Annotated in this window: 11 protein-coding genes; 5 read left to right on the top strand and 6 right to left on the bottom strand. The window is 71.5% G+C overall.

Annotated elements, in window-relative coordinates; all coding sequences use genetic code 11:
* The first annotated feature begins 46 nt into the window (after positions 1-46).
* The 3 genes from CLM62_RS39995 to CLM62_RS39985 are packed head-to-tail and all read left to right on the top strand — an operon-like array spanning position 47 to position 3,918.
* Positions 47-1,849 carry an acyl-CoA dehydrogenase family protein gene (locus CLM62_RS39995; protein WP_095754797.1) on the top strand — a complete coding sequence of 601 codons (1,803 nt, stop codon included), beginning with the start codon at positions 47-49 and terminating at the stop codon, positions 1,847-1,849.
* 26 nt (positions 1,850-1,875) lie between these two features.
* Positions 1,876-2,589 carry a 4'-phosphopantetheinyl transferase superfamily protein gene (locus CLM62_RS39990; RefSeq protein WP_095754796.1) on the top strand — a complete coding sequence of 238 codons (714 nt, stop codon included), beginning with the start codon at positions 1,876-1,878 and terminating at the stop codon, positions 2,587-2,589.
* A 27-nt stretch (positions 2,590-2,616) separates the two neighbouring features.
* Complete coding sequence (locus tag CLM62_RS39985) at positions 2,617-3,918, top strand: NAD(P)/FAD-dependent oxidoreductase (RefSeq protein ID WP_095754795.1); 1,302 nt, start codon at positions 2,617-2,619, stop codon at positions 3,916-3,918.
* A gap of 6 nt (positions 3,919-3,924) precedes the next feature.
* Here CLM62_RS39985 and CLM62_RS39980 read toward each other — a convergent pair whose 3' ends face one another.
* Positions 3,925-4,545 (bottom strand): MerR family transcriptional regulator, encoded by a 621-nt coding sequence (locus tag CLM62_RS39980; RefSeq protein ID WP_095754794.1) that lies wholly within the window; start codon positions 4,543-4,545, stop codon positions 3,925-3,927.
* A gap of 136 nt (positions 4,546-4,681) precedes the next feature.
* On the opposite strand from CLM62_RS39980, the gene CLM62_RS39975 reads away from it, so the two are divergent.
* The gene (locus tag CLM62_RS39975) at positions 4,682-5,107 is read left to right on the top strand and encodes a DUF3291 domain-containing protein (RefSeq protein ID WP_095754793.1); all 426 of its coding nucleotides are present in this window, start codon (positions 4,682-4,684) and stop codon (positions 5,105-5,107) included.
* Positions 5,108-5,161: 54 nt separating this feature from the next.
* Positions 5,162-6,613 carry an MFS transporter gene (locus CLM62_RS39970; RefSeq protein WP_095754792.1) on the top strand — a complete coding sequence of 484 codons (1,452 nt, stop codon included), beginning with the start codon at positions 5,162-5,164 and terminating at the stop codon, positions 6,611-6,613.
* Positions 6,614-6,803: 190 nt separating this feature from the next.
* On the opposite strand, the gene CLM62_RS39965 is transcribed toward CLM62_RS39970, so the two are convergent.
* The 5 genes from CLM62_RS39965 to CLM62_RS39945 are packed head-to-tail and all read right to left on the bottom strand — an operon-like array spanning position 6,804 to position 11,896.
* Positions 6,804-7,535, bottom strand: coding sequence for an alpha/beta fold hydrolase (locus tag CLM62_RS39965; RefSeq protein ID WP_095754791.1), 732 nt, complete (start codon positions 7,533-7,535; stop codon positions 6,804-6,806).
* 33 nt (positions 7,536-7,568) lie between these two features.
* Positions 7,569-8,261, bottom strand: a complete 693-nt coding sequence (locus CLM62_RS39960) for a maleylpyruvate isomerase family mycothiol-dependent enzyme (RefSeq protein WP_095754790.1) — start codon at positions 8,259-8,261, stop codon at positions 7,569-7,571.
* Positions 8,258-9,091 (bottom strand): fumarylacetoacetate hydrolase family protein, encoded by an 834-nt coding sequence (locus tag CLM62_RS39955; protein ID WP_095754789.1) that lies wholly within the window; start codon positions 9,089-9,091, stop codon positions 8,258-8,260. The genes CLM62_RS39960 and CLM62_RS39955 overlap by 4 nt, the downstream gene beginning before the upstream one ends.
* Positions 9,088-10,233, bottom strand: a complete 1,146-nt coding sequence (locus CLM62_RS39950; protein ID WP_257004360.1) for a cupin domain-containing protein — start codon at positions 10,231-10,233, stop codon at positions 9,088-9,090. The genes CLM62_RS39955 and CLM62_RS39950 overlap by 4 nt, the downstream gene beginning before the upstream one ends.
* Positions 10,223-11,896, bottom strand: a complete 1,674-nt coding sequence (locus CLM62_RS39945) for a (2,3-dihydroxybenzoyl)adenylate synthase (RefSeq protein WP_095754788.1) — start codon at positions 11,894-11,896, stop codon at positions 10,223-10,225. The genes CLM62_RS39950 and CLM62_RS39945 overlap by 11 nt, the downstream gene beginning before the upstream one ends.
* Positions 11,897-12,056 lie beyond the last annotated feature (160 nt).

The following is a 12,056-nucleotide window of genomic DNA, read 5'->3' as shown; positions in this document are numbered from 1 at the left end:
CCGCCGCCCCGGTGCGGGTGGCGGACGAGTCCCGAGGAGACCGCTGATGCCCAAGGCCGACCTGACCGAGCTGGCGGTGCGGCTCGAGGAACACCTCGGCGACCCGCACGATCCGCACAGCCCGATGTCGTACCGCACGATCCTGGAGTACGACGAACGCGAGACGTACCCGTACGACTACGTGGGTGCGCTGCGCGCCTGGGGCGTCCCCGAGTACGCCCTCCCCGGCGAGCAGGGCGGCAGGTCCGGGGACGTTGAGGCGGAGTTCAACCTGCTGCGCCTGGTCGCCCGCCGCGATCCGACCACCGCCACCGCCCTGATCATCACCAACCTCGGCTTCATGCCGCTGTGGATCGCCGGCACCGACGAGCAGAAGCGGCGGATGGTCCACGACATCCTCCACGGCTACCGGCTGTCCTGGGGGCTGTCGGAGCGCGCCTACGGCAGTGACCTGCTGGCCAACTCGATGACCGCCGAGCGGGTCGACGGCGGCTATCTGCTGACCGGCGAGAAGTGGCTGATCGGCAACGCCACCTGGTCCGACGGCATGACCGCGATCGCCCGCACGAGCGAGCGCGGCGGCCCGGCCGGCTTCTCGCTCTTCGTCCTCGACAAGCGCACCGCCCCGGTCGGGACGGTGGCGGAGCTGCCCCGTGAGCGGCTGCACGGACTGCGCGGCATGGACATCAGCGGCCTGCGGGTGAACGGGCTGTTCGTGCCCGAGTCGGCCCGGATCGGTGCCGAGGGCCAGGGGCTGGAGATCGCCCTCAAGGCCACCCAGATCGCCCGTGCCCAGATCAGCTGCATCGCCATGTCGGCCGTCGACACCGGACTGCGGCTGACCCTGGACTTCACCGAAGGCCGGATCCTGTTCGGCCGGCCGGTCAGCGACATCCCCTACAGCCGGCGCCAGATCACCGAGTGCTTCGCCGACCTGATGGTCGCCGACGCGGTCAGTCTCGGTGCCGTACGCGCCCTTCAGGTGACGCCCGAGCAGGTCAGCATCGGGTCATCGGTGGTCAAGTACTTCGTGCCGACGCTGATGGAACGCACCATGTCGCAGCTGTCGGTGGTGCTGGGCGCCCGCTTCTTCCTGCGCGGCCACCCGCACTACGGCATGTTCCAGAAGCTGCTGCGCGACCTGCTGGTGGCCAACTTCGCCGACGGCAACACCGTGGTGAACCTGCGCAACCTCGGCCAGCAGCTGCGGTCCCTGCTCGCGACGGCCACTTCCACACCGGCGGACGACGGCATCCGGCGCACGGCCGAGGAGCGGGCCGCCGTCCTGTACGGCATGACCAGGTCCATGCCGGCGTACGAGCCCTGGAGGCAGGAGCTGTCCAGCCGGGGGCGGGACGACACGGTGCTCGCGGCGCCCGACGGGATCGGCAGGCTGCGCGTCCTCGCCAAGGAGTGCAAGGAGGACGACGAGCGCGAACGGCTGCTGCGCGCCGCCGACGTGGCCGCGGAACTGCTCGACCACCTCGGGTCGCTCACCACCCGCTGCGAGGAGCTGCGCTCCCGGCTGGGCCGCGACTTCGGCCAGTGCGCCGAGCTGTTCGGCCTGGCCAAGGAGTACTGCCTCGTGCACGCCGCCGCCGCGTGCGTCCTGACCTTCGTCCACTCGCACGCCGCGCTGGAGGAGCCGCTGCCGAGCGGTGCGCTGCTGCTGCTCCAGCTCGAACGGCTGCGCGGGCAGCTGCGTCCGCACGAGGCGGTCACCGACCAGAGCGTGATCGACGAGGCGATGCGGGTGCTGCGCCACCTGCACCGCGAGGACCGCCTCTTCTCTTACTGGCAGTTCCCGCTCGCACCCCGCACGGTCGACCAGACCGCCGCCCGCCACTGAGCCGGGCCCGACCCGAGGAGTACGACGTGACGTCGCCGCCCCGGACCACGGCCCGGCTCGACGATCCGCGGGCGGTGGACCTCTGGACGCTGCCCGAGCACCGGGTTCAGGAGCTGGCTCTGAGCATGGGCGGCCTGGACCTGCTCACCCCGGACGAGCGCACACGCCACCGCAGGCTGCTGCGCGCCGCTTCCCGGCACCGCTTCCTGGGCGGGCGCCTGCTGTGCCGCCTGGCCCTCAGCGCCCGCACCGGGCTGCCGCCGGACACCTGGCGATTCACCGTCACCCCGCACGGGCGTCCGGAACTCGCCGCGGACCACGACGGGCTGCGCTTCAACCTCTCCCACACCGACGGCCTGATCGTCTGCGTGGTGACTCGGGGGCGCGGCTGCGGCGTGGACGTGGAGCGCGTGCCCTTCGACGAAGACAAGACGCGGCTGCTGAACGCCTTCCTCGGCGGTGTGTCCGGCGCCGCCGTGAGCGAGCGGTGGGTCCTGACGGAGGCGTACCTGAAGGGGCTGGGTGTCGGCATGGCGAAGGGCCTGGAGGGTCTCGGCTTCCGGCGCCGGGACGCCGGAGGCTTCTCCGTCACCGACCACCGCCGGCCGGCCGTGGCGGCCCGCTGGCACCTCGCCCTGCTGCGCCCGTCCCCGCACCATCTCGTGGCCGTCGCGACCGAGGACGGCGGCCCCCTGCGCTGCCACGAACCAGCCTGGACCGCACCAACGCCACCTACGTAACTCACCCCCTACAGGTAAGGATCTCCCATGTCCCAGCACACCCCGCTGAACATCGCCGTGATCGGCGCCGGCCCCGCCGGGCTGTCCGCCGCCTACCATCTGCGCGACCGCGCCCGTATCACCGTCTTCGAGCGCGAGCCCCGCCCCGGCGGCCATGCCAACACGGTCGAGGTCGAGGAGAACGGCCGCGTCCTCGGTCTGGACACGGCGTTCATCGTCTTCAACCAGCCCGCCTACCCGCGGCTCACCGCCTTCTTCGAGGAACTCGGCGTCGAGGCCGTCCCCCACCCCGGAGGCTTCACCTTCTTCGACCTCGACAGCGGTCTGGAGTTCGGCACCGACGATCTCGAACTGGACGAGGCCTCGATCCAGGAGCGCTACGCCGCGCGGTACCCCGAGTTCCCCACGGTCTGGCGGGAGGCGCGCCGCTTCCAGGAGGAGGGCCGCCGTGACTTCGTACGCGGCCGGGCGAACATGTCGATGGGCGAGTACCTGGACCAGAACGGATACAGCCAGGAGTTCCGCCACTCGTACCTGATCATGCTCTGCTCCGCCGTCTGGTCGGTGCCGGCGGAGCTGGTCTGGGAGATACCGGCGGCCACGGTGATCGCGTTCTTCGTCGGCCACGGCGAGGGCGGTCTCGGGGGCCGGCGGGTCGACTGGCGGACGGTGGGCGGTGGCTCGATCTCCTACGTCCGCAAGGCGCTCGCGGCGATCGGCCCCGACCTGCGCGTGTCGGAGCCCGCGACCGCCGTCCGGCAGGAGGCGGAAGGGGTCGCCGTGACCACCGCGTCCGGCACCACGACGTTCGACTACGCGGTGCTGGCCACCCACGCCGACGAGGCCTTCGCCCTGCTGGAGAACCCCACCGACGCGCAGCGGTCGGCGCTGGAGGGCATCCGCTACAGCAGCTCCAGGGCGGTGCTGCACACCGACCCCGCCCTGATGCCGACCTCCCGGGAGAGCTGGCTGGCCTGGAACTACGGAAAGGTCCAGGTGGACGGCGAGACCCACTGCTTCGTCACCTACTACCTGAACAAGCTGCAGGACTTCACTGCGGAGAAGGACTACTTCGTCGTCCTCGACCCGCCCCGTGCACTCGACCCCGGGTCGGTCATCGCCGAGTTCGACTACACCCACCCGGTCATCGACGTCGCGGTGCGTGAGCGGCAGTCGGTGATCTACCAGGCGAACGAGGGGCCCCGGGTGAAGCTGGCCGGGTCGTACTTCCACTCCAAGCAGCTGGGCCCGGATCTGATCGGCTCCCACGAGGCCGCGTTCTCGTCCGGTGCGGACGCGGCGGCTCAGCTCCTGAGCGAGCTGGGCTGAGCCGGTTCAGTCCTCGGCGTGCCGCCGTGCCGACTCGTTCTCCTGGGCCATGCGCCGCAGTGCCAGCAGCGCGGGTTCCAGGAGGACGGTCAGCAGCAGCGCGCGTTCCGCCACCTCCAACGGGTCGTCGATTCCCTCCAGTTGGTCGAGATCGACGACCGCGGTCCGTTCGGCCAGCCGCGCGTACGGCAGCAACGCGCGCCAGTCCATCGGGCTGCCGAGCGTGCGCAGCGAGGTCAGGGTGTCGGCGAGCGTCTCCCTGGCCGGTGCGGACTCATGCACCTGCCAGCCCAACTCCTTGATGAGCGCCTCCACTTCGGCCGGCTCCGGGGCGTCCGCCTCGGGCTCCTCCGTGATCCGGATCGAGCCGAGGGCGAGGCCGAGAAGGATGTGGGTGTCGCCGGTGTGCTCGTCCAGAGCCCGCAGTACGTCGCGGGTGGTGCTGACGGACAGGCCCCGGACACGGATCAGCGCGCGGATCAACCGCAGCCTCCGCAGGTGCTGTTCGTCGTACTCGGCCTGGGTGGCGGACAGCTGCCGGCCGGGCGGGAGCAGGCCCTCGCGCAGGTAGTACTTGATCGTCGTGACGGAGACGCCGCTGCGGCGGCTCAGGTCGGACAAGCGCATCGGGACGGCTCCGCTCTGGTCATTGGACACCTCCACTGTCTAACATGGATAGTGGAGGTATCCAAAGGCCCTCAAAGGCCCTCCGTCTCACCCCTCCCCTGCCCCTGCCTGCCTCTGCCGGAAGAAGGCCGCAGCCATGCCCACCCTGCGCTGGACCACCGTCAACGCCCCCGCCCCGCACGCCGAGGCGTTCGTCATGGCGTCCCGCCTCGAGGTCCGCTCCTTCGCCGACGTCCCCCGCTTCTTCCTGCGGTCCCTCACCGCCTGGAAGCAGGTGACCGGCGCGCCCGGCGCGTTCGGCGCCTCCCTGATCGCCGAGCCCCTCAAGCGCACCTTCTGGACGCTGTCGGCGTGGGAGGACAAGGAGGCCCTCTACACATACGCGAAGACCGAACCGCACCGGTCGACCATGACCGGCCTGCGGCCCACCATGAGCCGCTCGGTCTTCACGTTCTGGGAGGTTCCCGCGACGGACCTGCCCATCGACTGGTCGGACGCCCGGCGCCGGCTGGCCGAGCGGGAGCACGCGGACGCGCAGAACACCGACGGGCCCACGGCCTGATCTCTGTCCCCAACACCGCTCAGCACCCTCAGCACCCCCACAGGAGTGACCCGCATGACGCTCTCCGAACAGAACGCCGTCGTCGAGGAGGCGGCCGACGCCCCGCCGCGCGAGGGGCGGCGCGTGCCGCTGTGGCTCGCGATCGTCGCGGCCAGCGTGCCCATGTTCATGGTCGCGCTCGACAACCTCGTCGTCTCGACCGCACTGCACACCCTCGCCGTCGACCTCGACGCCTCCACCCAGCAGCTCCAGTGGTTCGTCAACGCCTACGTCCTCAGCTTCGCCTGCCTGCTGATGACGGGTGCCGCGCTCGGTGACCGCTTTGGCCGCCGCCGGATCTTCGTGCTCGGCATCATCGTGTTCACGCTGTCCTCCATAGGCTGCGGCCTGGCGGACACGAGCGAGCAGCTGATCACCTTCCGCGCGCTCCAGGGCTTCGGGGCCGCGGCCGTGATGCCGCTGTCGCTGACGCTGCTGTCGCATGCCGTGCCGGAGCGGCTGCGCGGCATGGCGCTCGGTGTGTGGTCCGGCGTGAGCGGTCTGGCGGTCGCGATGGGCCCGGTGGTGGGCGGCGGCGTGGTCGACGGCCTGGACTGGCGCTGGATCTTCTGGATCAACGTGCCGGTGTGCGTGGTCGCCATCCCGCTGGTCCTGTTCGCGCTGCGCGAGAGCTCGCTCCCCGGCGTCCGTCTCGACCTCGTCGGCATGCTCCTGGCAGCCGCCGGGTTGTGCGCGGTCGTGTGGGGCATCGTGCACGGCGAGACCGACGGCTGGACCTCGCAGACGGTGCTCGGCGCCTTCGCGGCCGGCGCGGTGCTGCTGGCCGTGTTCGTCGCCTGGGAGGCCAGGGCCCCGCAGCCGATGCTGCCGCTGTCCTTCTACCGCGTACGGGCCTTCACCCTGACCAACGTCGTCTCCGCGGCCATGTACTTCGGCGTCTTCGGCTCCCTCTTCCTGCTCGCCCAGTACCTCCAGATCGTGCCCCCGCGCTCGCCGCTGGAGGCAGGTGTGCGCACGCTCGCCTGGACCCTGATGCCGATGTTCGTCGCCCCCGTGGCCGGCCTCCTCACCGACAAGGTCGGCGGCGGCCGCCTGATGGCCCTCGGGCTCTTCCTCCAGGGTGTGGGCCTCGGCTGGATCAACCTGGTCGCGGACACCGACACCGCGTACTCCTCCCTGGTCGGCCCGATGATCGTGGCCGGCATCGGCATGGGATTCGTGTTCGCCCCGACAGCCGCGGTGGTGCTCGGCTCGGTCGCCAAGGAGCACGCGGGCAAGGCGTCCGGCGCCAACACCACCGTCCGGGAGGTCGGTGGAGCCCTCGGCATCGCCGTCCTGAGCACCGTGTTCGTGGCGCACGGCAGCACGCGGGGCCCCCAGCAATTCGTCGACGGGCTGCGTCCCGCGGTGTGGGTCGGCGTCGCGGTCGTCCTCGCGGGTGCCCTGTGCGCCCTCGGCATCCCGCGCCGCCCGCACCCGGAAGCCACGGCACCCGAAAAGGCGTGACCCTTCCGCCCTCCCCGTGCGGTGGCTGCCTGCGCCTTCTCGGCGGCAGCCACCGCACAGGCGGCTTCCTCCACGCCGACGGTCCCGGCAGGAAGAGGCTGCTCGGCCCAGTTGGTCTTCCCGGTTCCCGGCGCGACGTAGAGGTGGGCGCATCGGCGCCCACCCACGCCACGCCGTCGCCGGGGGCCGCCTACGGAGTGGCGCAGGCCCGGAGGAAAGCGTCGGCCAGTTCGGCGGGGCGGGTGAAGAGGGCCTCGTGGCTGCCGGGAGTCTCGATCATCAGCGGGTTCTTCAGGCGCTGGGGGAAACGCTCGGCCCAGTGCCACTCGCCGGGGAGGGAGAGGTCCTCCTCGGACAGGACGTACGCGGTCGGGATGTCCAGCGCGTAGAACGCGCTCGTATCCGGCTTCTCCGTGAACGTGCCGAGCGGCTGCGGCACGAGCAGGGAGTGGACGATCCGCTGGGTCTCCTCGTCGGCGTCCTGCATGAACGCCTGCTGGAACACCTCGAACGGGAAGGTCACCGCGTTGTTGCCGGAAGCGGCCGCCACGGCGCGGAACATCTCCCCGTAGTGCGGCGGGCACGCGTCGATGAGCGACTCGCCGTCGCCCGGCACGAACGCGCTCCAAAAGACCAGCCGACGCAGTCGGGAGGCCAGCCGGGGCGCCGCGCCCACCAGCACGTAGCCGCCCCAGCTGTGGCCGACCAGCGTGATGTCGGTCAGACCGGCGCGTTCGACGTACTCCACGAGGCTGTTCACACAGTCGGTCAGAGTCACCTCGCGCGGGTCGTCATCCTCGCCCAGTCCGGCCAGCGTGGGGGTGTGCACCTCGTGCCCGGTGGCCCGCAGCTCGTTCGCTACGGGGCGCCAGGCCCATCCTCCGTGGCAAGCGCCGGTCACCAGGACGAAGGTCTCGCTCATGCCGATCTCCTTTGATCGTTGACAACCACTCGGTCATATCCAGCGAGGGAGCTTCGGCAGCTCGCCGCTCAGTTCTTCGGTGCCGCCCCGGCCTGTGAGCCAGGCGGCCAGGGCGTACGGCGGTCCGGTGACCGTCCGGCCGGGGGACGGTGTGCCGAGTACGACGGTGCCGTGGCCCTCCGCCGTCAACTCGGCGCCGATGCCCGGTTCGACGCGTGCCGACATCCATCCGGCCACATCGCGCACAAGGGCCCAGGCGAAGTCGGGCGGCAGGATGTCCATGCCGGCGCCGACGTCCAGGTCGATCAGGTGGATCCACACCTCACGGGCCCGGAGCCACGGCACCTCCGACGCCGGAATGTCGCGGCCCTGTCCGCTGACGACCATGGCCGACCAGGCACCTGCCGACAGCGCCTCGGCGGCCTTCCGGAACCGGGCGGCGGATTCCCGTACGTCCGTCTGCTGCTCGGCGAGGGGCCGTCCGGCGCCCGCCTCGATGTCCGTGGCGCGCTGGTCCGGCGAGGCGTACATGGGGGTACGGATCCCCGTCCGGGCCCAGGTCAGCAGGTTGACCAAGGCGTCGGCGTTGCGGGCGAGGTGGGTGAGGAGGTGGCCGCGGGTCCAGCCGGGCAGGGCGGACGGTTCGGTGACCGCGTGCGCCGGCAGGGCGTCGACCGCTCGCTGCAGCCGGCGCTGCCCGTCCTCGACCCACTCGAGGACCTTCACGGCTTGTCCTCGACGATGGTATTCACGCACTCGCCGACGCCCTCGACCATGGTCCGTACCACCTGGCCGGGCTTCAGGAACACCTTGGGATCGCGAGCCGCGCCGACCCCGCCCGGCGTACCGGTGAGGATCAGGTCACCCGGCTCCAGCGTCGTGAACGTGCTGAGGTATGCGGCGATGTGGGCCGGGGTGAAGAGCAGGTCTGAGGTGCGCGAGCGCTGCATGATCTCGCCGTCCACCTCGAGGCGGATCTCCAGGTCGGCCGCGTCGTCGATCTCGTCCCCGGTGACCAGCCAGGGTCCGGCCGGGGTGCTGGCCTCCCACGCCTTGCCCTGGAGCCACTGCGGGGTGCGCCACTGCCAGTCCCGCATGGAGATGTCGTTGACGACGGTGTAGCCGGCGATCGCGGCCGCCGCCTCCTCCTCGGTGGCCCGGCGGCGCAGCCGGGAGCCGATGACGAAGCCGAGTTCGGCCTCCCAGTCGAGCTCCTCGGTCTCGCCCGGGTGGACGATGTCGTCGCGCGCGCCGAGCAGGACGTTGGCGAACTTGCCGAAGAGGGCGGGGTACGCCGGCATCTCGCGGCCCATCTCCGCGATGTGGGTGCGGTAGTTGTGGCCCACGCAGAAGATCTTGGCCGGGGTCGTGACGACCGGGGCAAGGTCGAGCGTCGCCGCGTCGTGCGCCGGACCGTCGGCGGTGGCCGCGTCCGTACGCCAGGCGGGGCGGCGCAGCAGGGCGGCGACGTCGGGGGCTCCGACCTCCACGGCCCGGTCGCCGTCGAGGCGGACGGCCGCCGTGCCGTCGGCGGTGCGGATGGTGGCGAGCTTCATGAGGCCTTGCTCCCTGTGATGTCGGTGCGGGCGAGATCGAGCGCCTCGTAGACGGGCGCGTCGTTGAAGGTGAACAGGTCGAGCCGGGTGTGCGCGGCGATGGTCAGGGCGCACCAGGAGGGCACGGCGATCAGGTCGCCGGCGGACACCTCGATCACCCGGTCGTCGAGGGTGACGGTGCCGCTGCCGCGGAACACCTGCCAGACGGAGGAGCCCACGGTGCGGCGGGTCGCGGTCGTGGTGCCCGGGCGCAGGCGGTGCATCTCGGTGCGCATGCTGGCGAGGGCGTCGCGGCCGGTGGCGGGGTTGGTGAAGCGGATCCCGGCGTGACCGGGCTCGATGACGCCCGCGTATCCCTCGTCCTCCAGCTCCAGCTGGGCGGTGAGGGCGTCGTCGGTGTCGGCCCAACGGTAGGCCATCAGCGGGGAGTTGGGGCTGTCGGCGGCCGAGATCGGGCGCAGCCCGGGATGGCCCCACAGCCGCTCGCCCCGCGACCGCGACGGCGTCGACCGGTCGGAGACCCCGTCCTCGCCGAACTCGAAGAACCCGGCGTCCAGGCGGTGCACCAGCGGGATGTCGAGGCCGTCCAGCCAGACCATCGGCGCGTCACCGACGTGGTGGTGGCCGTGCCAGTGCATCGACGGGGTGAGCAGCAGATCGCCGGGGCGCATCTCGACCGCGTCGCCGTTGACGACCGTCCATACGCCCTCGCCCTCCAGGATGAACCGGAAGGCGCCCTGCGAGTGGCGGTGCGCGGGGGCGACCTCGCGCGGGCCGAGGTACTGGACGGCCGCCCACAGGTTGGGAGTGGCGTACGGCCGTCCGGGCAGGCCGGGGTTGGCGAGCGCGATGGCCCGGCGCTCACCGCCGCGCCCGACCGGCACCAGGTCACCGGAGCGGCGCGCGAGCGGCAGCAGCGTGTCCCACTGCCAGACGTGCGGGACGGCTTCCGGCCGCGGGGTGAGCGGCATCAGGTTGCCGATCTCGGTCCACAGCGGGATGAGGCCGGACGCCGCGAAGTCGTCGTAGAGCTTGCGAAGTTCGGGGTCCTTCTCGTCCGGGGCTATGGCTGTCGTATCCGGGGCTATGACCGTCGTGTCCGGACCTATGACCGTCGTGGTGCCGTCGGGGTCACTGGCCATCGGGGGCTCCTTCGGCGTCGAGGCGGCGCGCGATGTCGGCGCGCAGGGCTTTCTTGTCGATCTTTCCGACCTTGGTGGCGGTGAGTTCGGGGACCGTCACCAGCCGGTCCGGGAACTTGAAGCGGGCGGTTCCCGCGCGCTCCATGACGTGGTGGACGTCGTCGAGGGTCACTGTGTGCCCCGCCTCCGGTACGACGTACAGGCAGACCCGCTCGCCGAGTTGGGCGTCGGGCATCGCCACGGCGGCGGCGCGGGCGACGCCCGGGGTCTGGTAGGCGAAGTTCTCGATCTCCTCGGCGGAGATGTTCTCCCCGCCCCGGATGATCATGTCCTTGTCGCGGCCCTCGACGACGAGGTTGCCGTCCGGTCTCAGCCGCACGATGTCACCGGTGCGGTACCAGCCGTCCTCGGTGAACGCGCGGGCGTTCTGCTCCTCGGCGCGGTAGTAGCCGCGCGGGGTGTACGGGCCGCGGGTGAGCAGCACACCGAGGCTCCCCTCCGGGACCAGGTTGCCCAGTTCGTCCACGACCAGCAGCTCGTCGTCCTCACACATGGGGCGTCCCTGCGTCGTGCAGATGACGTCCTCGGGGTCGTCGAGGCGGGTGTAGTTGAGCAGGCCCTCGGCCATGCCGAACACCTGCTGGAGCGTGCAGCCCAGTTCTGGGCGCACCCGGCGGGCGACGTGGTCGGCGAGCCGGGAGCCGCCGACCTGGAGCATCCTGAGCGAGCTCAGGTCCGTGCCGGGGTGCTCGCGGTGGTGGTCCAGCCAGCGCAGGGCGATGGCGGGGACCAGGGCGCTCGCGGTGACGCCCTCGCGCTCGATCAGCCCGAACGCCTTCTCCGGGTTGGGGGAGCCGAGGACCACCCGGCCGCCGCCCAGCAGCGTGCCGAGCAGGCCAGGGCAGGCGAGGGGGAAGTTGTGGCCGAGGGGCAGGGCGGCGAAGTAGACCGTGTCCGCACCGAATTCACAGACCTCGGCGCTGCGGCGGGCGTTGTAGAGGTAGTCGTCGTGGGTGCGGGCGATGAGCTTGGGCAGTCCGGTGGTGCCGCCGGAGAGCAGGAAGACGGCGATCGAGCGGCTGTCGGGACGGTAAGCGTCGACAGCGGCCCGCGATCCCGTCCTGTCGGGTTCCCCGCACAACTCCCGCAGGTCCACGGCGTCGCCGCCGACCTTCTCACCGAGTACCAGGATGTGCCGGAGAGTGGGCGACTCGCCGGCGATCTCGAACGCCATCGCCTGGTGGTCGTGGTCCTTGAGGACATCGGGGACGGCGACGGCCACCGCCTCGCTGTGCTCGACGAGATAGCCGATCTCGTGTCTGCGGTGCCCCGGCAGGGCCATCACCGGGATGACCCCGAGGCGCAGGCAGGCGTACGTGAGGATCACGAACTCGGCGGTGTTGGGCAGCTGCACCACGAGCCGGTCGTCGGGGCGCAGTCCGAGCGCGTCCAGGCGCACGGCGGCGGCGTCCGCGCGCTCGGCGAGTTCCCGGTAGGTCAGGCGGCGGTCGCCGTCGACGAGCGCGACCGCGTCGGGAGTGGCGTCGGCGGCGGCATGCAGCCGGTCGCCGAGTGCGGTGCCCTCCCAGTAGCCCTTCTCGGCGTAGCGGCGGGCGTACTCCGCGGGCCAGGGGACAGCACCCTTGCTGCTCGGCCTGGGCATGGTCGTTCTCCTTAGCGGCTCTGTGCGGGTGGAGCGGTGGGGACGATCACGGCGTCCAGGGCGATCAGCCCGTCGGCGGTGAGCCGCAGCGGGTTGATCTCGATTTCGGCGGTGTCCGGGCTCACGGCCAGCGCGGCGGCGAGCGCGGCGGCGACCCGCC

This window comes from Streptomyces sp. SA15, from assembly GCF_002291145.1.
Taxonomy (GTDB): Bacteria; Actinomycetota; Actinomycetes; order Streptomycetales; family Streptomycetaceae; genus Streptomyces.
The sequence above is the reverse complement of the archived record's forward strand: the minus strand, read 5'-3'. Positions and strand labels throughout refer to the sequence as shown.